Annotated in this window: 16 protein-coding genes, 1 tRNA gene and 1 riboswitch; of the genes, 12 read left to right on the plus strand and 5 right to left on the minus strand. The window is 57.7% G+C overall.

Going from position 1 to position 20171, the window contains the following annotated elements; translation table 11 throughout:
* Positions 1 to 117: 117 nt before the first annotated feature.
* Together BM035_RS12825 and BM035_RS12830 are read right to left on the minus strand one after the other, a co-directional pair.
* Complete coding sequence (locus BM035_RS12825) at positions 118 to 1737, minus strand: ExeM/NucH family extracellular endonuclease (protein ID WP_175497393.1); 1620 nt, start codon at positions 1735 to 1737, stop codon at positions 118 to 120.
* Between the two features lie 150 nt (positions 1738 to 1887).
* On the minus strand, positions 1888 to 2790 hold the full coding sequence (locus BM035_RS12830) for a helix-turn-helix transcriptional regulator (protein ID WP_175497395.1): 903 nt from the start codon (positions 2788 to 2790) through the stop codon (positions 1888 to 1890).
* A gap of 271 nt (positions 2791 to 3061) precedes the next feature.
* Between BM035_RS12830 and BM035_RS12835 the strand changes: the two genes are divergently transcribed.
* The 7 genes from BM035_RS12835 (at position 3062) to BM035_RS12865 (ending at position 10676) form a co-directional block, all read left to right on the plus strand.
* The gene (locus BM035_RS12835; protein WP_092032257.1) at positions 3062 to 4345 is read left to right on the plus strand and encodes an MFS transporter; all 1284 of its coding nucleotides are present in this window, start codon (positions 3062 to 3064) and stop codon (positions 4343 to 4345) included.
* Positions 4346 to 4507: 162 nt separating this feature from the next.
* On the plus strand, positions 4508 to 4933 hold the full coding sequence (locus BM035_RS12840) for a MarR family transcriptional regulator (protein WP_008176821.1): 426 nt from the start codon (positions 4508 to 4510) through the stop codon (positions 4931 to 4933).
* Positions 4934 to 4936: 3 nt separating this feature from the next.
* Entirely contained in the window at positions 4937 to 6328 is a 1392-nt protein-coding gene (locus BM035_RS12845) for a DHA2 family efflux MFS transporter permease subunit (RefSeq protein WP_008176822.1), read from the plus strand.
* A 51-nt stretch (positions 6329 to 6379) separates the two neighbouring features.
* Positions 6380 to 6562: riboswitch (yybP-ykoY riboswitch) on the plus strand.
* Positions 6563 to 6566: 4 nt separating this feature from the next.
* Positions 6567 to 7136: a TMEM165/GDT1 family protein gene (locus BM035_RS12850; protein ID WP_008176825.1), complete on the plus strand. Its 570-nt coding sequence runs from the start codon at positions 6567 to 6569 to the stop codon at positions 7134 to 7136.
* Positions 7137 to 7188: 52 nt separating this feature from the next.
* Positions 7189 to 8235 (plus strand): L,D-transpeptidase family protein, encoded by a 1047-nt coding sequence (locus BM035_RS12855; protein ID WP_008176827.1) that lies wholly within the window; start codon positions 7189 to 7191, stop codon positions 8233 to 8235.
* A 112-nt stretch (positions 8236 to 8347) separates the two neighbouring features.
* A complete protein-coding gene (locus BM035_RS12860; RefSeq protein ID WP_092032266.1) occupies positions 8348 to 9835 on the plus strand; it encodes an NfeD family protein in 1488 nt (495 codons plus the stop codon).
* A gap of 37 nt (positions 9836 to 9872) precedes the next feature.
* Complete coding sequence (locus tag BM035_RS12865; protein ID WP_008176832.1) at positions 9873 to 10676, plus strand: slipin family protein; 804 nt, start codon at positions 9873 to 9875, stop codon at positions 10674 to 10676.
* Positions 10677 to 10718: 42 nt separating this feature from the next.
* On the opposite strand, the gene BM035_RS12870 is transcribed toward BM035_RS12865, so the two are convergent.
* The 3 genes from BM035_RS12870 to BM035_RS12880 all read right to left on the minus strand — a co-directional run bounded on the left by BM035_RS12870 (position 10719) and on the right by BM035_RS12880 (position 13603).
* Positions 10719 to 11000, minus strand: a complete 282-nt coding sequence (locus BM035_RS12870; protein ID WP_008176834.1) for an Lpp/OprI family alanine-zipper lipoprotein — start codon at positions 10998 to 11000, stop codon at positions 10719 to 10721.
* A 207-nt stretch (positions 11001 to 11207) separates the two neighbouring features.
* Entirely contained in the window at positions 11208 to 11771 is a 564-nt protein-coding gene (locus BM035_RS12875; protein WP_092032269.1) for a L,D-transpeptidase family protein, read from the minus strand.
* 107 nt (positions 11772 to 11878) lie between these two features.
* The gene (locus tag BM035_RS12880) at positions 11879 to 13603 is read right to left on the minus strand and encodes a potassium/proton antiporter (protein WP_014578952.1); all 1725 of its coding nucleotides are present in this window, start codon (positions 13601 to 13603) and stop codon (positions 11879 to 11881) included.
* 70 nt (positions 13604 to 13673) lie between these two features.
* Here BM035_RS12880 and BM035_RS12885 point away from each other — a divergent pair.
* From BM035_RS12885 to BM035_RS12905, 5 genes are all read left to right on the plus strand, one after another.
* Positions 13674 to 13747 (plus strand) — tRNA-Gly (locus BM035_RS12885).
* Between the two features lie 176 nt (positions 13748 to 13923).
* Positions 13924 to 15228, plus strand: a complete 1305-nt coding sequence (locus tag BM035_RS12890; RefSeq protein WP_092032270.1) for a tyrosine-type recombinase/integrase — start codon at positions 13924 to 13926, stop codon at positions 15226 to 15228.
* A 109-nt stretch (positions 15229 to 15337) separates the two neighbouring features.
* Entirely contained in the window at positions 15338 to 15559 is a 222-nt protein-coding gene (locus BM035_RS12895) for a helix-turn-helix transcriptional regulator (protein WP_092032273.1), read from the plus strand.
* A 270-nt stretch (positions 15560 to 15829) separates the two neighbouring features.
* Positions 15830 to 19354: a type I restriction-modification system endonuclease gene (gene hsdR, locus BM035_RS12900; protein WP_092032276.1), complete on the plus strand. Its 3525-nt coding sequence runs from the start codon at positions 15830 to 15832 to the stop codon at positions 19352 to 19354.
* 7 nt (positions 19355 to 19361) lie between these two features.
* On the plus strand, positions 19362 to 20168 hold the full coding sequence (locus BM035_RS12905; RefSeq protein WP_092032279.1) for a glycosyltransferase family 2 protein: 807 nt from the start codon (positions 19362 to 19364) through the stop codon (positions 20166 to 20168).
* Positions 20169 to 20171 lie beyond the last annotated feature (3 nt).

A 20171-nucleotide genomic window follows, 5' to 3' on the forward strand; every position in this document is an offset into this window, starting at 1 on the left:
ATCACCGGTTTTGGGTCTGACCACCAGTCTACCGGGACCAGAATCCGGAGCCTTGGCCACAGTGCCCGTGGACGTCGGCGAATGGGCAACAGATTGCCCGTGACGGGGCGTCGAAAGTCAGAGCTTCAGGTCGACAATCACCGGATTATGGTCGCTGGATCGCCAGGGTCCCCGGCCGGATGCCGGGTGATCGCTCCGGTAGTCGAGTACCCGGGGCTCATCGGCGTTCACCAGCCAGCTCCAGGCGCCCATGACCCTTGGTTTTAAGGTCTCGGAGGCGAGTGCGAAATCCAGCGAGCCCTTCTGACCACGGTAACGGTAGGTGTAGTGACCACAGGTCTTTTCGGTACAGGGATAGAAATGGTGCACCATGCTGGTAAACCCTGCCTGCTCCAGCACCGCGATGGGATGTTCGCGGGCATAGCTGTTGAGGTCACCGATTATCAGGGTGCCGACCGAATAGTGCCTGCGGGTATCGCTGCCGGACCAGGCCGCAAGTGTTTTCGCTTCGTTGGTCCGCCGGCTCGCGTAGCAGCCCTGGCCATCGGCCTGGTCCTGATTATCGCCACGGGCGCCCCGACAGGATTTCGATTTCAGGTGAGGAACAATGACCCGAACGGTAGCATCACCGTCCGTTCGGCCGAAATCCTGAGCCAGGGGAGGCCGGCCTCCCGATTCAAATGGCCCTTTGGCAAGCCGTTCTGGCGAGCCAACGGCGCTAATCCGGTCGCTGCGGTAGAGCAGGCCGGTCCGGATCTCGTCATCGCCGTCCTGGCCGGGCGTGCTGACGAACCGCCAGGTGCCGCCCAGGGCCTCTGCAAGTTCGGCTATGGAACTTGCCGGTCCATAGCCGTCGTTCTCAAGTTCGGTCAGCGCAAGAATGTCCGGATCGGGGGCCAGAAGTGTGTTCACCAGTTGTTGTTGCTGGCGCCGGAATTCCGCCGGTGTCCCGGCCCCGCGACTCGTTGGAAACTCGCCGCCCCGGCCATCCCCGTTAAAGAAATTACCAAGGTTCAGAGCCATGATCCGCACCGAAGCCTCATGCCGCTGCCCGGGTGCGGTTTCTCTGGGATTGGTGGCGAGGAAAGCCGGCTCCTGAGAGGGCTGGAGCCGCCAGGCATCGAAGCGGAAATCCAGCACACCGATGAGCCCTTTAATCTGATCCCCGGCCCTTACGGTTGCCGAAGACAGGCCGCCCGGGGGCCAGGGTACCGGGCGGGGGTCTCTCCTGGACCGGTTGTCATCAAGCAGAACGCGGTTTGCCCCGTTCCGGGTGAATGCCCGGTGTGCTTCTTTGCCGGGGGGCAGGTATTCCGTAGGCTGGACCTGGTCTGAGGCCGCCAGCCCAAGCTCGCCGTAGCGAGCCAGGTTGTAGTTGTCCACCACCGTCAGGGGCTGGCGAAAGGTAACTCTCATGTTCTCCAGATGTTCCGGATCGACGGTCCAGGGCAGGGTGATGGCAATGGGCGCTGGAAGCGGCTCACGCCCGCACGTCCGGATGCTCCGAACCGACACCAGTTCGGTCAGCCCGTGGTATTCCTTCACCTTTCCGGTTACCCGCAGTCGCATTCCGACATCGGCGATTTCACGATCGGTGTAAATAAACAGCGCTTCGGAAGTGGCAGGATTCCCGTCGGTCTGATGGTCGGCCTGCTGCAGGTAAAAACCACCAAAGCCGCCCTTTGCGCGGGAATCCTGGGTCAGGATGCCCTCGACGGTGACGGTAGCTCCTGCCATGGGTGAGGCCGGTCCAGTGCCCTGGACCCGGGAAATCGGCGTTGCGGGATCACCGCAGACCGATTCTGCCCTCCCTGCTGCGGGCAGAAACGACAGAATAAGAACGCCGAGAAAGACATACCGCCAGGTCCCAGAGCTCACACTGGCAGTTTAGCTGAGGCCGGCAACGGCTTTGAGGGCCTGTTCGCGTTTGCTGCCAAACCCCAACTGGTCGGGATTGGCCAACTCAAGCTGTTGCACCAGAGGATCCGGGTGCTGATTGTCGAAGGTAATACCGAGCCGTGACAGCACGTAGGGGGCAAGCGCGGCACGGGTAGCAACTTCCAGACGACCATGTTCCATGCCGTAGTCACGGGCAATGATCTCTTGCTGGGCTTGGGTCAGGCGCTGATCCGGGGTGACCACCAGGGTAACCTGCCGGTTCCAGTGCTCGTCCTGGTCCCGGGTGTGTCTGGCGCGCTGCCGGAGGGCCTCCGGCGAGGTCCGGAATCGGCTCAGGGCGAAATCCCGGAATTCCCGGTTTGAGTCGCACCATGCCCGCAAATGCCAGCTGTCGCCGGCACAAACCAGAGTATGCGGCTCAAGTATGCTTTCCACCGCTTCCGGTCGGCTCAGGGAGGCATAGCTGGCCCGCAGCTGTCTTCCCTGTCGTGTTGCCGTCACCACCGCACGCATGGTTTCGGGCGCGATGACGCGATTCGGACCCTGGACCACGGTGCTGTCCGGCAGGCCAATGTTCAGGGATTCAAACGTGGTGCTCAGGTTTTGCTGGCGGGCAAGCAGGTCCAGATATTCATTGACCACGCCTCGGGTGACCACCGGGCGAAATCTATCGGCCGGGACATAACCTTTCAGGTGACGGTCGTAAACCAGATTGCCCGGCGCCAGTTCGCGCAGATAGGTGTTGATATCCTTGGACGCCTGCTGACGACCGATCCCGAAACTGTGGCAGATGTGGTTGGTAGTCAGACGACCTTCCCACAGGGCAATCGTTTCGATAAGTCGATAGCGAAGCAGCAGATCCCAGCGGATGGGCCAGTCCGTTTTTTTCATAACCAGGCGCTCACGGTCCAATGAATAGCTCGTTTTCATGTTACCTGCTCCGGCACTCATGGTCTGTTACGGCGCATTAATGTAAAACCCTGTTAAACCGCTACACGGCGGCCTTTGCGGGTTTTTGTGATGCAGTTAACAGGTTTCGGGAAGTGCCTAGTGGCTTCACTTCCCGCTACTGATCTAATACGTCGCCGGCAAAGTCCGGGACTTGTTGCTATTTTGTTTGTCATCCAAGCGAAAATACCCTGTAACGCCCGGAGCCGCTGTAATGACCCGAATGGTCACCTCCCTGTCTGCCCTGATTCTAAGCATTATTCTGCTGGTCAGTGGCAATGCATTCCTGATGACACTGCTGGGCATCCGTCTGAGTATCGAGGCGATATCGCCGGATATTATCGGCTGGATTCTGGTCTGCTATTCCATCGGTTTTGTGTTGGGTACGCTCTATGTTCACCGGATTATCGGCCGGGTTGGTCATATCCGGGCGTTCGCGGTGTTTGCCGCTGCTGCCGCTGTCACGTCGTTACTCTATCCGATGGCCGTTTCCGAGATTTTCTGGGCCGTTCTGCGGGTACTCTCCGGGTTCAGTATTGCCGGTGTGCTGGTGGTCATCGAGAGCTGGTTCTCCAGCCGTGCCACCAATGCCAACCGCGGTGCGTTGTTTGCGGTGTACCAGATTGTTTTTTATCTGTCCGCCGCCGGCGGCCAGCTCATCGTAAATATCGGCGACCCCGCCAATTTCATGCCTTTCTCGATTGCCGCGATCCTGTTGGCGCTGGCGCTGATGCCGCTGGCACTGACCAAAATGGAAGCGCCCGTTATTGAGCAGGTTCAGCGCATCTCCATTTTCACTTTGGCACGGGAATCCTTTTCCGGTGTTGCCGGCGCCCTGATCTGTGGCGTCATGATCGGCGGCTTTTATGCGCTTGGGCCGGTGTACGCAACACTGGTCGGGCTGGACGTTGCACGGACATCCACGTTCATGGCCAGTGCCATTGTCGCTGCCATGATCCTTGCCTGGCCGCTGGGCCGGCTCTGCGACCGTTTCGACCGTCGCCGTGTGATGTTCTGGATCGCTCTGGTAGCGGCTTCAGCCGCAGGCGGTGTCGGAGTTCTCGGGGCTGGGAATGCGTGGCTTTTGACCCTGCTGGTTGGTGTGTTCACGGGGCTTTCAGCCGCTTTGTACCCCGTAGCCGTGGCCATCACCAATGACCGTATGGAAAGCACCCGTATTGTGGCGGCCAGCGCCACGCTGTTGCTCAGTTACGGGGTTGGCAGTGTCATCGGGCCAGTTGTCATGGCGGAGCTAATCAACCTGCTGGGGCCGAAAGGCCTGTTCTTCGGTAATGCCGGCTTCCTGCTGCTGCTGGCCTTGATTACCAGCTACCGGATCAGTCATACCGAGGACGTTGCCGTTGCAGATCAGGAGCACTTCGTACCTGCCATGCCGGAAGCGTCGCCGGTGCTTGCTGAAATCGATCCGCGGAACAGCGAGTTCCATGAGTCTCCTGAAGTCGAGGAAATGCACGAAGAGCAGCGTCAGGCGAGCTGACGCTGCTTTCGGTTTTCCCCAATTTTGTTTTTACTTCCGTATCTGTTTTTATCACAATGGTTAGCATACTATTGGTGACTTTCCGATAATGTGATTAATTGGCCGAAGGCGCGGCAGCGCCCGGCCCGGGCCAAGCCCTCTTTTGATATGGAGTGACGACAAATGAGAGACCAGTTTCCTTTTGCGGTAGCGCGGGTTACCCGGCGCTGGAGAAAAATGCTGGACGAGCGCCTGAAGGATCTGGGCGTCACCCAGGCGCGCTGGAGCACGATGGTGTACCTGGAAAAAGGCGGTGAGGGCCTCACACAGCGTGAGCTGGCAAGCCTGATGGCGATCGAGAATCCGACCCTGGTTCGACTGCTGGACAGTCTCGAGCAACAGAATTTGATTGAGCGCCGGCCCTGCCCGAACGATCGCCGTGCGCGGCGGCTGCATCTGACCAACGCCGGCCGGGCGTTTATGGATGACCTTTCCGAGCGAGCCGAGGTGCTGCGCGAGGAAATGCTGGAAGGCATCAGCGACAAAGAGATCGAGTGCACCGTAAAGGTGTTCCACAAGATCCTGGAAAACGCCGAAAAGCAGAAATAACCCTTGGCTGATAACTCAGTTGAGGGTCTGAAAGCCCGCTACGGGGATCGCTGGCGTTGGCTGGCGGTGGCCACGGTGATGATAGGCACCATGGCTACCGTACTCAGCGCCACCGTAGTCAACGTGGCGTTGCACGATATCATGGTGGAGTTCGGCATTCGCCAGGGCCAGGTTCACTGGCTGGCAACGGGCTTTATCGCCGCCATGACCACCACCATGCTGGCCTCCTCCTGGCTGCTGGATCACTTCGGGGTTCGCAAGACCCTTGCCGTAGCCATGTTTCTCTTTACCCTGATTTCCCTTGCCGGCGGTTTTGCCGAGACGCCGGGGCAGCTTATCGCCGCCCGGATCGGCCAGGGTGCCATGGCCGGCCTGATGCAGCCCATGGGCATGTATCTGGTGTTCCGGATTTTCCCCCGCGATCGCCGCGGCCAGGCCATGGGTATCTACGGTATGGGGGTGATTCTGGCCCCGGCCCTCGGTCCGGTGCTGGGAGGCTTTCTGGTTGATCAGCTGGACTGGCGCTACGTGATGTTTGCACCGGCTCCGGTTACGCTTCTGGGTGTGTTGATGGCCTGGCGTTTCCTGCCTTTGCCGGTCTCCCGGCCGGCGCCCTATCGGTTTGATCTGCCCGGTTTGTTACTGCTCGGCCTCACCATTGCCCTGTCCCTGGATACCCTCAACCGACTGCAGCAGGCGTCAGGACAGCAGACGTGGATTCTTGCTGAAGCATTGCTGGCCCTTTGCGGGCTGGTGTTCTTTGTGTTGCGTGAACGGCAGACTGCGCACCCGCTGGTGAACATCGGCTTGCTGCGCAAACCGGCATTCCTGTTCGCCTGCCTCGGGGCCATGGCGCTGGGGCTGGCGCTGTTCGGATCCACTTATCTTATTCCGTTGTTTGTCCAGACAGCCCTCGGGTTCAGTGCGACGGAGGCAGGGTTGCTGATGCTGCCTGCAGGGATTGTCCTGGGTATGACGTTCCCGCTGGCCGGTCGGCTGGCGGACAGACATAGCGCCCGGGTTCTGGTTGTCTTCGGGATTGGTGTATTTGCCCTTTCAGCCGTACTGTTCGCGATGTCAGACCTCGAGCTGGCGTTCGGCTGGCTGGTTCTCTGGACCGTTTTGGGGCGCGTTGGCATCGGATTCATGCTTCCGGCTCTGTCGACCGGTGCCCTGAACCCGCTGGAGCCACAGGAGTTAGGTGCCGGCTCCAGTAGCCTGAACTTTATGCGACAGCTCGGGGGCGCCTTTGGTGTCAACCTGGTGGCCCTGACCATCGAGTTCGGCGAGCACAGTGCGGGCATGCCAACGATCAATGCGTTCCATTCCGCCTGGTGGCTGGTGGCGGCATTCGTAGCGGTTGCGGCGATCCCGGTTTGGCGAATGCGGGTCTAGGAAGACCTTTGGTTGCGGCCCCGCGCCGGATTCATTATTATGCCGGCATCTCTTCAGGGGAGTAGCCTCCGCATCGGAATGTCCGAGCGGATGATAGTCAACATACTTGGGGCCAAATCCCCATGGCTATCATGTTTCACCGCAACACCGGTGATATTGGCAAGACCTGAGGCGGTTTCACCTCCATTGGGCGGAAGGTGGGCTGCCTCATGTCTGGTTATCCGCCCTGGAGTTTTTCATGGACGCTTTTCTCGCCTCGACGGTTGCTGTTGCCATAGCGGAAATTGGTGACAAGACCCAGTTGCTGTCGCTTTTCCTGGTTGCCAGATACGCCACACGCCTGCCTATTATTCTCGGCATTTTTGTCGCAACGGTTCTCAACCACGCCTTATCTGCCTGGCTCGGTGCCTGGGTCGCTTCCTTTATTCCAGAAGCCTGGCTGCCCTGGATTCTGGCCGGCAGCTTTGTCGCCATCGCTCTGTGGCTACTGGTGCCCGACAAGGATGACAGCGCAGACTCGAAGTTTCTGGGCATGGGGGCGTTCATGGCCACCACCATCATGTTTTTCCTGGCGGAAATCGGCGACAAGACCCAGGTGGCAACGGTCGTTCTCGCCGCCCGCTTTACCGAAACCTTCTGGGTTATTCTGGGCACCACGGTGGGGATGCTGCTGGCCAACATACCGGTTATCATGGCAGGACGCTGGCTGATGGAACGGTTGCCCCTTGCCACAGCCCGGATTGGCGCAAGCGTTCTGTTCGTGGTGCTTGCCGTTGTAACAGTGTGGGCAACCTTTATGAACTCCTGAGGGTACTTGCTGTCACTGTACCCGGTTGCCTGATGCTTTCGGAATGTTTTCTATGTGGTTCAGATTCTTAATGGTTTTTGCTTTGGCACAGCTCCTGGCATTTCCGACCATCGGTTCGGAACAGCCTGTGGAGGCTGTCAGTAATTCGGATACCCCGGAGAAACCCGACAGAAGCCCTCGTGTGCCCACCTTCCCGATCCAGGGGGACCTGGCCGGAGAGCTTGGCGTATTCGAGACCCGTTACGAGGACACTTTTGCCGGCATTGGCAACCGTCTGGCCATGGGCTATCTGGAGTTGGTGAAGGCCAATCCCGGTGTCGACCCCTGGCTACCCGGAGAAGGCACTACGATTACCCTGCCGCGCCATTATGTGCTGCCCGACTCCCGGCGCGAGGGCATTGTCATCAATCTTGCGGAGTACCGCCTGTATTACTTCACCAATGGGGGAGTTCAGGTGTACCCGGTTGGAGTGGGAACGGCTGAAAATCCCTCTCCGCTGACCGATGCCGAAGTCACCATGCCGCTGGAATCTCCGGCCTGGTATCCGCCGGCCAGTATTCGCGCGGAGTACGAGGCATCAGGTGAGTACCTGCCCCGTATGATTCCTCCGGGCCCCGGGAATCCGCTTGGTACCCACGCCCTGTTGCTGAGCGAGAAAGGCTATCTGATCCACGGCACCAACAAGAAGTTTGGTGTGGGCATGCCGGTCAGCCATGGCTGTTTCCGGATGTACAACGAGGATATCTCCCGGTTTGTTTACCAGGTTGAGAAAGGTACACCGGTTCAGGTTGTCCACGATGCCGTCAAGATCGGTTTCTCGGATGGTGAGGTCTGGCTTGAGGTGCACCGCCCCCATGAAGACTACCCCCGAGAAGATCGCGACCGTTTATGGCAGCAGGTCTTCGCTGAAGTTGAAGCTTTCCGCAGCCAGCACCCAGGCGTTGAGGTCAAGCGTGGCGCCATTGAGCTGGCAGTGGACCAGGCCGATGGTCTGCCAACCATGATTGGTGAACGGGTTACCCAAATGGCCGCAGACAAGACCGTGGAAGAGAAGTCACCGGAATCGGCCAACGAGCCGGAGCAGCGGCTATACTTCTGACATAGAGTTCCGGGCAAGAGTGCCGCGCTGCGTGAGTGCCTGAGACAGAACCGCGGCCACTGTGCCATCGTATGTCCAGCAATCAGAATTTTTCCGGATCCGGGGAGGCGTCATGCAGGTAAACCATCCCATGCGATCACAGAACCCTGCCCGGCTTCGGCGCTGGGCCCTGGTGATGATGACCGGCGCCCTGCTGGCACTGGCTTCCCTCGCCCATCAGGTTTTTGCCCAGCAGAAGGCTTCCGAGACCGCTCTGGTGCTTACAGTTGAGGGCGCCATTGGCCCCGCGACCATGGACTATGTCACCCGGGGTATTCGCAGGGCCGAATCTGAGGGTGCCGGCCTGGTGATCATTGAAATGGACACCCCGGGCGGCCTGATGGATTCCATGCGGGATATCATCAAGGTGATTCTTGCCTCTGAAGTTCCCGTGGCTACCTATGTTTCCCCGCAGGGCGCCCGGGCCGCCAGCGCTGGCACGTTTATTCTCTATGGCAGTCACATTGCCGCCATGGCCCCTGCGACCAACCTGGGCTCTGCGACGCCGGTTCAGATGGGCGGCCTGCCGGGCAGCCCGGAACCGGAGAGCGATCCGGCCTCCGGCGAGCCGCAAACGGAGGAAGGCTCTGATTCCGAATCCGGGTCTTCGTCTGACGGCGAACAGCAAGCCAGCGACGATGACGGCAAACGGCGCGGTGGTACCGCCATGGAACGCAAGGTTCTGGAAGACGCGGTCAGTTATATTCGCGGGCTGGCGGAACGTCACGGCCGGAATGCCGAGTGGGCCGAGGAAGCCGTCCGTGAGGCGGTGAATCTCGGTGCCGATGAGGCCCTGGAAAAGAACGTCATCGACGTGGTCGCACCCAACATTCAGGACTTGCTGCAGCAAATGGATGGCCGGACCGTTCGCATGGCGTCGGGCGACATGACCCTGAATACGGCCAGTCTGGAAATCGCCCGGTCCCAGCCGGACTGGCGCACCCGCCTGCTGTCGGTGATCACCGATCCGAACGTTGCCTACTTCCTGATGATTATCGGCTTCTACGGCATCATCTTCGAACTGGCCAACCCCGGTGCCGTGGTGCCGGGCGTGATTGGCGCTATCTCGCTGATTCTCGCGCTCTTTGCCTTCCAGGTTCTGTCGGTGAATTATGCCGGCCTGGCATTGATCATCCTCGGGTTGGCGTTCATCGTGGGGGAGGCGTTTGTGCCCAGTTTCGGGATATTGGGGGTCGGCGGCATTGTCGCTTTTGTGACCGGTTCGATCATCCTGATGGATGGCAGTCACCGGGATATTTCGCTACCGACAATTGGCGGCACGGCTGTCGTGGCTGCCGGTTTTATCCTTTGGACGGTGACACGGTTTATCGGGCTGCGTCGACGGCATCCGGTCAGTGGGGCCGAGCAGATCACCCATGAGGAAGCCGTGGCACTGGACGAGTTCTCGGGAGAGCATGGCCACTACCGTGGTCATGTCCGGCTTAGCGGTGAGCGTTGGAATGCCATCAGCGAAGCGCCTGTCAAGGAGGGTGACCGGGTTCAAGTGACAGCAATTGAAGGTTTGACGGTAACCGTCAGGGTCATCCAGGAAAGCGGTTGACCCGGCAGACAAAGTAACGGCAATACAAGGAGGCCGTATGATTGGCGATCTGATTCCCTATCTGGCACCAACGGTGGTGTTACTGCTCATTCTTGCTTCGGCCATCAAGATCCTGCCGGAGTACGAGCGTGGCGTTGTTTTCTTTCTCGGGCGGTTCCAGGGTGTCAAAGGCCCGGGGCTGATCATCGTCATTCCCGGCATTCAGCAGATCGTGCGGGTGGATCTGCGGGTAATCACCCTGGATGTCCCCAGCCAGGACGTCATCTCCCGCGATAACGTGACGGTACGGGTGAATGCCGTGCTTTACTTCCGTGTCGTGGATCCCGAGCGGGCGATTATCCGGGTGGAGGATTTCAATTCCGCAACCAGCCAACTGGCCCAGACCACGCTGCGGTCGGTGCTGGGCAAGCACGATCTCGACGAAATGCTGTCAGAGCGGGACAAGCTCAATTCGGATATCCAGGAAATCATCGATGCCCAGACCGAGGAATGGGGCATCAAGGTGGCCAACGTGGAAATCAAGCACGTGGATCTCAACGAGTCCATGATTCGTGCCATTGCCCGCCAGGCCGAGGCCGAGCGCGAGCGGCGTGCCAAGGTCATCCACGCCGAGGGCGAATTACAGGCGTCCAAGAAGCTGGTGGAAGCGGCGGATGTCATGTCTACCAACTCCGGTTCCATGCAGCTGCGTTACCTGCAGACCCTGGCGGATATGAGCAATACCAATTCATCCACCATTGTGTTTCCGCTGCCAATGGAGTTGATGACCACGTTCCTGAAGGAAAACAAACCCTTTACGCCTGATAAGCCCGATCCGGACAAACCCGAACCCGAGGCATAAAAAAAGGCCGGCATTGCCGGCCTTTTCTGTTACGTATCAGCCTTACTTCTGGCTGGCACGCTCGAGCATACGCTTGGCACGCTCGTTTGCTTCGTCAGCGGCTTTCTGGGCTGCCTTGGCAGCGGCCAGAGCTTCTTCTGCAGTCTGCTGGGCAGTACGTGCAGAGCTTGCAGCGCTGTTAGCGGTGTTCATTGCATTTTCAGCAGTGCGCTCAGCGGAGCTGGCGGTTGCATTCGCTTCGTCGAGGGCGCCTTGGTCAGTCGTGGCACAACCTGCAGTCAGAGCAGTGGCCAGTGCAATCCCGGCGATCGTCAGTTTACGCATTGTAAATCCCCTTATTGGTCGAGTTATTTCCTGTGATCCGAAAGTCAGTATAGACGACTTCCTGTCAACCTGTGCCCGATAGGCATAATAGGCATTGACTACCGGAGTCGTTAAACAGTGTAAAACACTGTAAGCCAAAATGTTAACTCAGGATAGGTAAATATTCTTAGCGTATGACAACAACTTAATTCTGCTGTCAGGCTTTTCTCAGGGGTGAATGCTGATCGGGGTCCCGTTCGACACCAGTTGCCAGATTTCGTCCATCTCTTCGTTGGTCACGGCAATACAGCCATCGGTCCAGTCCAGACCGGTGTAGGCGAAGGCCATGTCGCCCACGTTATTGGGCAGGCCATGGATCATGATGCTGCCACCGGGATCCAGGCCCCAGGCGGATGCCAGTTCCCGATCCCGCTCACTGGGATAGGAGATGTGGATGGATTTGTAGAAATCGCTCTCGGCATTGCGCCAGTCCAGGGTGTAATCGCCCTCCGGTGTGCGCTCGTCACCCTCGTACAGCTTGTGGCCTTCCGGATTGTCGCCCAGGGAAATGCGGTAGCTGCGAACCACGTCCTCGCCATCCATAAGGTACAGACGGCGCTCTCCCTTGCGAACCACCACCCTACTGACGTTCTGAATGTCCGCGGGCTCATACATGGTGGCAACCGGCATCCGGGTGTCGGCCTTGGCCAGCAGCTCGGTTGCAACGGCGGTTGGAGCGGCAGCCATGCAGAGCAGGGCGAGGCTGGATAATAGGGCGCGGAAAATGCTCATGTCCTTAACTTACCAATGATTAATCTTTGTACAGGCGTTTTATACCATAGCCCGCAAGGGATCTGTTAAGGGGTTTTGTTAACTTTTTTGGCTATCTGGTTCGCTGATCAACCATTTTGTGAATTGTCCATCTTCAGTCCCACCTTGGTTACCTGGTCAGCGCTGGTGGCCCGGGCCACCAGCGTTACCGGGCCAAGGGTAACCACGTCACCGACAACCGGGTGCCCCTTGGTGCGTCTGGCAAAGCATTCAGCCAGGGACAGTTCCGGGGGCAGATCGTCGAATTCAATGCCATAAACCTGCTCGACGTCACCCAGCAGGGCATCACCGTTAAGCACAAAATCTCCAAAAAATGCCCGTTCAGCCAGGTACTTGGGCGCGTGGCGGCCGCTCAGGGCCTTGCCGAGCTCGGGCAGCACACTGGGGGTTGCGAACATCGCCACCATGTCGCCACTGGAAACTTCCAGATCGGCTTTCGGCTGCAGGCAAACCCGGTTCCGGAAGACGCCGGCGACGGCCGTGTTCTCAGGAAGCCGCAGCTGGCTCAGCCGCCGCGGCGTCTCCCAGATTTCGCCCCGCAGCGGGAACAGCATCAATTCATGGTCGCCGGCGGCCGGCGCATCCAGGGGCAGCCTTCGATAGGGATCCTCTCCGGCCGGAACTTCCAGGCGAAGTTTCCGGGCCAGGGGTGTCATGGTGGTGCCCTGAACCAGGAGCGAGACCAGCACGATAAAGAAAGCCGCGTGGAAGACCAGTTGAGCTTCCGGCAAGTCGGCGATGATCGGGAACAGGGCCAGTACAATCGGCACCGCACCCCGGAGGCCGACCCAGCTGATGAAACCCAGCTCGCGGCGATTGAAGGCAAACGGCCAGAGGGTGAGCATGACCGTCAGCGGGCGGATAATGAAGATCAGCGAGAGGGCCAGGATCAACCCGCCGCCGGCCAGAGGAATCAGATCGGAGGGCGTTACCAGCAGTCCGAGCATCAGGAACAGGCACAGTTGGGCCAGCCAAGCCAGACCATCGTGCACCTGCAGGATCATCGGCATCATCCGGACATGGCGGTTACCGATCACCACGCCGGTCAGATAAATGGCCAGAAACCCGCTGCCGCCGAGGGCGTTTGTGGCAGAAAACACCGAGATGCCAGCAGCGGCGACCAGAAGGGGATACAGCGAAGGCGTCAGGCGGATCCGGTTGGCCAGCTCAACCACGGCGAAGCCGCCAATGATCCCGGCAACGGCGCCGACACCGAATTGCTGCACCAGCATGGTCAAGACCGCCCAGCCCGCGTGGTCGCCATCGTTACCGATGAGCGTGACCAGCATCAGGGTCAGGAAAATCGCCATGGGGTCGTTACTGCCGGATTCGATCTCCAGGGTGGCACTGACCCGTTCGTTCAGGTGGAGGCCCCGCCCCTGAAGCAGTGAAAACACGGCTGCGGCATCGGTGGATGAGATGATGGCGCCAATCAGCAGGGCCGTCAGCCAGTGCAGGTCGAACACCCACCAGGCCACAACTGCGGCACCAGCGGCGGTCATCGCGACCCCGAGTGTAGCGAGCACCAGGGCGGGTTTCAGCCCCACGCGGAAGGTTTCCGCACGGGTGCGCATGCCGCCGTCCAGCAGGATCACGCCCAGCGCCAGATTGGCAATCAGGAACGCGAGCTCGAAATCGTCGAACTGGATGCCACCCGGGCCGTCCTCGCCCATCATCATGCCGACCACCAGAAAGATCAGCAGCACCGGCATGCCCACCCGGCTGGAAAGCGGGCTGAGCACAATACTGATGACCAGCATCAGGGCGCCAATCAGAGTCAGGGTGGGATCCATTGTTGCTCCAGACAGAATGCTTGCCCATTGCCGGGCGGACCGCTTATATTGCTTTCGCGGCCCTTTTTTTGCGGGTGTAGTTCAATGGTAGAACGGCAGCTTCCCAAGCTGCATACGAGGGTTCGATTCCCTTCACCCGCTCCAAACCACTATCCTTCTACGCCCTCGTATCTCCATTAAAGTCTTTTGTATCAATGCATTAAGACTAATTCTTGCCCTTGTACGTCTTTATAGATCCCTGTACGTCGGGCCCCGTTGTGTATAGCGATTTGTATGGTAATTTCAAAGGCGAACTCAGCCATACAAATACAGGGATCGCAATGAAGCGTCATGAAATCAAAAGAACTCCCCTCGCCGAGACGGTGCTGCGGAGTCTTGAACCTGAAAACAAACTTTACCGGATCAAGGACGGTTCAAACCAGCTTCATTTCACCGTGGCTGCCAACGGATCGAAGCGCTGGGAAGTCAGATTCAAGAGGCTTGATGGTAAATGGAGCTGGATGGGTGTCGGTGGTTATCCGGCTGTGAGCGCCAAGCTTGCCCGAAAGCAGGCCGACTTTATTCAGGCGCTTGTGTCGGATGGGAAGGATCCGCGGGAGGTCCGTCGCGCTGAAGCGGAAGCTAAAAAGACTTTGATTGAACATCCTTTCTCAGAGTCGTGCGAGTTTTGGTACAACAAGAAGCTTGAGGAAGGCTATGCAAAGAGCACTGCCAAACAGATGCGGGGGTATCTCGACAACGACATTTTGCCGGAGCTTGGCAAATTCCCTGTCAGGCAGATTACGCCGAAGCAGTGCGCTGATCTGCAGCACAAGATCGAACTGAGTCAAAGTCTCGACAAAAGTAAGAAGGTTCGCCAAGCACTGAACCAGATCTTTCGCTATGCCATCGGTCGTGGAATTTGCGATAACAATCCGGCGTCTGAGCTTAGGTATATCGCCACCCGGAGAGGCTCGAAAACGCCGTTTCCTCATCTTTTGGAGCCAGAGCTGCCTGATTTCCTGAAGGCTCTGGAGTGCTCCAGCGCGCGGACGCAAACACTTATAGCGACGAAAATGACTTTGCTAACCGCGTCACGACCAGGAATGGTTGTGAAAGCGGAGTGGACTCACCTAAATCTGGACCAGGCGTTATGGGTTGTTCCAGACGGAAACATGAAAAACAGAAAACAGCACATCGTTCCGCTCTCCACCCAGCTCGTGGACCTGCTGAGAGAGCTCAAGGCAATCACGGGCCGTTCTCGCTATCTGTTTCCGTGTATTGGACCAAAGAACCCAACCATGCCAACAGACTCAATAAACAAGATGCTTCGTGGAATCGGTTATAAAGGGCGTTTGACAGGCCACGGCTCGCGTCACACAGCCTCTACCCTCCTCCATGAGCATGGCTGGTACCATTTCCACATTGAAGCTCAGCTTTCACATAAGATGCCCGGCGTGGCAGGGGTATACAACCAGGCCGGTTACCTGGAAGCCCGTCGGGTCATGATGCAATGGTATGCGGACTATCTTGATGCCCTCAGAGAAGGGCTCACAGAAGACAAGCGAGCGGATTTCGAGCAACGTGTTATTCAGGCCATGCAGCGCTACCGGCCGGTTGATGTCTCCCAAAACATCGCTGCTTAAAGTTGGCCGCGCTCGTCTAAATCATCTTTTAGCGAAATTAGACCCGACACAAGTGCTCAAAGCGCCAATAATATAGGTGTCGTTCTTAAAAAATTCAGGAGCGACACCTATGTCCAGAAAGATTCAAAAAATCCTTATCCGCCAGAAAACCCTGATGGAGATGCTCGATCTCTCCAGTAGTGGGTTCTACGAACTTCGTAAGCGTGACCCCAGCTTCCCCAAGCCGATTAAAGATGGCCACTCCCAGCAGGCCCCAGCTTTCTACGTCTACGAAGAAGTCCGCTGCTGGCTCATTGACCGAATGAATGCTCGGGACAAGCAGGACTCATGATGTCGATTTTGGACATAGAGTTATTTCCTGCAGGGGACACCAAAACCTCGCAGAAAGCCTCTGCCCCTTCCCAGAATCACTTAACCACTCATTACTTAATAATGGGTGGTTAATGGCCCTGCCTCCGTAAGCTCTCAATTGGCCTCTTCGTAAAACGCTGATACAGTCAAAGCCAACTTAGCAAAGTAATGATCTTCGGATTTCTCGAACTTGCCATCAGCATCGTGAGACTGATGGTCGCAATAAAGCGCTGAGCCCAGGGAGCAGGTCGTGCAGGAAAGCAGTACTCCATCGGCAAACTTTAGTTTCCTCGACGAACACGATCCTTTATTCGTAGAGCTAGCTCAATCCGCCGAACGTGCCTTCGCCAGTGACCCCAATACGACCCTGATTAAACTCCGTCAGCTTGGCGAAGCTCTGGCACAGCACTTGGCCGCGCTCTCTGGCGTCGAGTTTGACGAACAAACTAGCCAGGCCGAACTGCTCTACCGCCTTAACAGGGAATTGCGCCTGGAACCGCAGATCAAAGAGCTGTTCCACATACTGCGCATTGAGGGCAACAAGGCCACTCATCAGTTCCGCACCCAGCATAAAGAGGCGATGGACGGCCTGAAAGTGGCGCGCGCCCTGGCTATCTGGTTTCACCGCTCGTTCGGTAAAACCGGGGCCAGCTTCAAACCCGGCCCCTTCGTTCCACCCGCTGATCCCAGTGCCCAGTTGCGCCAGCTCCAGAGCGATATAGAAAAACTGCGCCACGATCTGCAACAGGCCAACATGGAGCTGGACAGCAGCCAACAGCTCAGCCAGCTGATCGAGAAAGAGAAGGCGGAATACGAAGCCCTTGCCCTAGCCATGGACGAAGAGTCCCGCGCGTTGACGGAACAGGCCCGCCAGCACGAACAGGCTCTGCACCAACAGCAACAAGCCTACGAGCAGAAGATCAAAGCCCTGCACCAACAGCTCACAGAGCAGGGCGAACAAACCGTTAACCAACAGCGCCAGCAGGTAGCCAAGCAGACCAAAGCCGCCACGGATACTCTGGTACTGAACGAAGAACTCACCCGCATCCTCGTCGACCAGCAATTGCAGGAAGCCGGCTGGGAAGCTGATAGCCAGGAAATCACCTTCCAGAAAGGTGCACGTCCGGAGAAAGGCACGTATCGGGCTATTGCTGAATGGCCGACAAACGACAATGGCGAAAAGGGCCGGGCCGATTACGTGCTTTTTGTGGGTTTGACCCCTATCGCCGTGGTCGAAGCCAAGAAAGAAAACACCAACGTCGCCGGTAAGATTCGCCAGGCAGAGCGCTACAGCAAAGGCCTGAAAGTTGAGCCCCCTTTGGTCGGTGCCTGGGAACTGATTGGCCGCACCATCGCCTGGCCTGCCGATGAAAGCGGCCATTACCATGTCCCCTTCGTGTATTCCTGCAACGGCCGCCCTTATATACCGCAACTGGCGGAACAGTCCGGCACCTGGTTCCGGGATGTGCGAGAGCCCAGCAACCTGCGCCGGGCACTGCCGCAGTTCCACACCCCGGGCGGCCTGCTGGATTTGTTGGAACGGGACAAGGAAAACGCCGAGAAATTGCTGAAAGGCGAGCCCTTCGGCTACCTGAAACTACGTGATTATCAACAGAACGCCATTGTCGCCACCGAACAAGCCCTGGCCCGTGGCGTGCGTACCGCGCTGCTGGCTATGGCCACTGGCACTGGTAAAACCCGAACCATCATCGGTTTGATGTACCGCTTCCTGAAGGCCGAGCGCTTCCACCGTATCCTGTTCCTGGTAGACCGCACCGCCCTGGGGCAGCAGGCCATCGACGCGTTTAACGAAGCGCCGCTGGAGCAGAACCACACCCTCAGCAAAATCTACAACGTCGCCGAGCTGGGCGACATGGCCGCCGAAGCAGAAACCCGCGTTCAGGTCGCCACCGTTCAGGCCATGGTCAAACGCATCTTTATGAGCGACAACCCGCCGCCCATTGACCAGTTTGACTGCATCATCATCGACGAAGCCCACCGTGGCTACACCTTGGACCAGGAAATGACCGAGGGCGAACTGGCCCTGCGGGACACCAGCCAGTACCTGTCCAGCTACCGCCGGGTGCTGGACTATTTCGATGCCGTGAAAATCGGCCTGACTGCAACACCGGCCAAACACACCAGCGAGATCTTTGGTAAACCGGTATACACCTACTCCTACAGGGAGGCGGTGGCCGACGACTGGCTGATCGACCATGAACCACCTGTTCGCTATGAAACCCTGCTCACCCGCAACGGTATAAAGTTCGAGAAGGGCAAACCAGTCGAAGTGATCAACACAAAAACTGGCGAACTGGACACTACCGAACTCGAAGACGAACTTAACTTTGAAGTAGACGCCTTCAACCGTCGGGTCATCAACGAGAACTTCAACCGGGTAATCTGCGAGCAACTGGTGCAGGAACTGGACCCGTTTGGCGACGAAAAAACCATGATTTTCTGCGCCACCGACTTGCACGCAGATATGGTAAAAAGTCAGCTCGATAAGGCCTTCAAGGACTTGTACAACGGCCAGTACAACGAAGCAGCCGTGGCCAAGATCACCGGCCAGAGCGACAAGGTGGAGCAGCTTATCCGCCGCTACAAGAACGAGCGCTACCCCAATATCGCCATCACGGTAGACCTGCTCACCACCGGCATCGATGTACCACGCATCTGCAACCTGGTGTTCATGCGCCGGGTGCGCTCACGCATCCTGTACGAACAGATGATCGGCCGCGCCACCCGCCGCTGCGACGAGATCGGCAAGACCGTGTTCCGCATCTACGACCCGGTGGACATCTACGCCGCCTTGCAGGATGTGAACACAATGAAGCCCTTGGTGAAAGACCCCAACGTCACCCTGGAGCAACTGGTGGACGAGCTCACCGACGAGGAACAACTGGAAAAGGCCCTCAGCAGTCCTGGCGAACAACCCGATGAAAGCCATGCTGATGTGGTGCTCAGTCAGCTTAGCCAGAAACTCATGCGGGTGCTGCGCAAGGCCGACAACAAAGCCGAAAACCGCCCGGAACTGAAACAGAAACTGGACGAACTGCACCAGAGCTGGGGCGTGGAACCCAAATCCCTGCACCAACACCTGCATAAGCTTGGTCCGCGGCAAGCGTCGAAGTTCATAAAGCAGCACAGCGGACTGCTGACCCAGTTAGCAGAAGTGAAATCTCTCGCCGGCACGGAATCCATGCCTCTGATTTCCTATGATGACGATGAGTTCAAAAAGCGAACTCAAAGCTACGGCATTCACGAACGGCCTGAAGATTATCTGGATGAATTCGGTCGGTTCATCAAAGAACAGTTAAACCAGTCTGCTGCACTCTCAGTTGTGGTCAATAAACCGCGAAACCTCACGCGTGAGCAACTGAAGGAGGTGCGCCTTCTACTGGATAACCACGGCTACTCAGAGGCCAAGCTGCAGAGCGCTGTTCGTAGACAAGCGAACAAGGATATTGCCGCAAGCATCGTGGGGTACATCCGCCAGGCTGCACTGGGAGAACCTCTCATCCCGTTTGAACAGCGGGTAGCGCAAGCTATGGATCATATTTACACCCAACACGAATGGAGCCCGGCTCAACGAAAATGGCTCGAACGGCTAGCCAAACAGTTGGTGCACGAAGTGATTATCGACCGCGAGTTTGTGAATAGCCGATTTGCAGATGACGGTGGCGCCAAACAGATGGACAAAATTTTGGGCGATCAGCTTGATACCGTCCTGGAGGAGCTAAACGACGCCATGTGGGGCGCTGAAAGCGCCTAATTTATAAATGTTACCCATTGCTGTTGTAATCGCCACGAGGCCACGGCCTAACCTGCTCATTAGGCATGCCATGCCTGCTGTTGAAGCCCAGCAACGCAAGCCAGACGTAATCGTAGTCGTCTCTGATGAAAGACCCTTGTCGGCCGCAGAGCAAGATATGTTGAGACGGCATACGCCTTCCTTGAAAGTGGTCTTCGGTCAGAACCAAAACTCCCCGGGGGCTGCCGGCACCTGGAACACAGGATTCTCAATCCTCAGTAATTTGTACAAGGATTGCTACGTCGCCATTATCGATGATGACGACCAGTGGCACCCAGACCACCTTCGCTCCTGCGAAACGACTTCGAAAAATGGGCAAGCAGATGTCGTCTTGTCTGGGATAAACGTAGTCCGCAGGAGCACTATTCTGGCGAAAAACATCCCTGATAATATCAGCGCGGCTGATTTTCTCATCGGAAACCCAGGCTGGCAGGGCTCGAACACGTTTATCAGCCTATCAAGCGCGTTACGCATCGGCGGATACACCGACGGGCTCATTAGCTGTAACGACAGAGACTTTGCCATCCGGGCACTCGAATTGGGTGACCTCGACATTCAATACACTCGCCGGGTCACCGTTGATTGGCACATCAATCAAGCTCCTGATGCATTATCTGCTGTCGGGTCTGAGCAGAAGCTCAAGGGGAGCGCTCAGTTTCTGAGGTTCCATGGCGGGAAAATGTCCCCGATTCAACGGGAACAGTTTTTCCGTCGCATGGAATCGCTGTTTGGTCTGAACAAAATGACTATCGAACGAACTGTACAGGGAATGTAACGC

This window comes from Marinobacter sp. DSM 26671, assembly GCF_900112835.1.
GTDB classification, from domain to species: Bacteria; Pseudomonadota; Gammaproteobacteria; order Pseudomonadales; family Oleiphilaceae; genus Marinobacter; species Marinobacter flavimaris.

Bases quoted from the DNA above. Each gene is read 5' to 3' on its own strand.
- BM035_RS12825 (WP_175497393.1), bottom strand. From the start codon at position 1,737: ATGGCAGGAGCTACCGTCACCGTCGAGGGCATCCTGACCCAGGATTCC.
- BM035_RS12830 (WP_175497395.1), bottom strand. From the start codon at position 2,790: ATGAAAAAAACGGACTGGCCCATCCGCTGGGATCTGCTGCTTCGCTAT.
- BM035_RS12835 (WP_092032257.1), top strand. From the start codon at position 3,062: ATGACCCGAATGGTCACCTCCCTGTCTGCCCTGATTCTAAGCATTATT.
- BM035_RS12840 (WP_008176821.1), top strand. From the start codon at position 4,508: ATGAGAGACCAGTTTCCTTTTGCGGTAGCGCGGGTTACCCGGCGCTGG.
- BM035_RS12850 (WP_008176825.1), top strand. From the start codon at position 6,567: ATGGACGCTTTTCTCGCCTCGACGGTTGCTGTTGCCATAGCGGAAATT.
- BM035_RS12855 (WP_008176827.1), top strand. From the start codon at position 7,189: ATGTGGTTCAGATTCTTAATGGTTTTTGCTTTGGCACAGCTCCTGGCA.
- BM035_RS12860 (WP_092032266.1), top strand. From the start codon at position 8,348: ATGCAGGTAAACCATCCCATGCGATCACAGAACCCTGCCCGGCTTCGG.
- BM035_RS12865 (WP_008176832.1), top strand. From the start codon at position 9,873: ATGATTGGCGATCTGATTCCCTATCTGGCACCAACGGTGGTGTTACTG.
- BM035_RS12870 (WP_008176834.1), bottom strand. From the start codon at position 11,000: ATGCGTAAACTGACGATCGCCGGGATTGCACTGGCCACTGCTCTGACT.
- BM035_RS12875 (WP_092032269.1), bottom strand. From the start codon at position 11,771: ATGAGCATTTTCCGCGCCCTATTATCCAGCCTCGCCCTGCTCTGCATG.
- BM035_RS12880 (WP_014578952.1), bottom strand. From the start codon at position 13,603: ATGGATCCCACCCTGACTCTGATTGGCGCCCTGATGCTGGTCATCAGT.
- BM035_RS12890 (WP_092032270.1), top strand. From the start codon at position 13,924: ATGAAGCGTCATGAAATCAAAAGAACTCCCCTCGCCGAGACGGTGCTG.
- BM035_RS12895 (WP_092032273.1), top strand. From the start codon at position 15,338: ATGTCCAGAAAGATTCAAAAAATCCTTATCCGCCAGAAAACCCTGATG.
- BM035_RS12905 (WP_092032279.1), top strand. From the start codon at position 19,362: ATGTTACCCATTGCTGTTGTAATCGCCACGAGGCCACGGCCTAACCTG.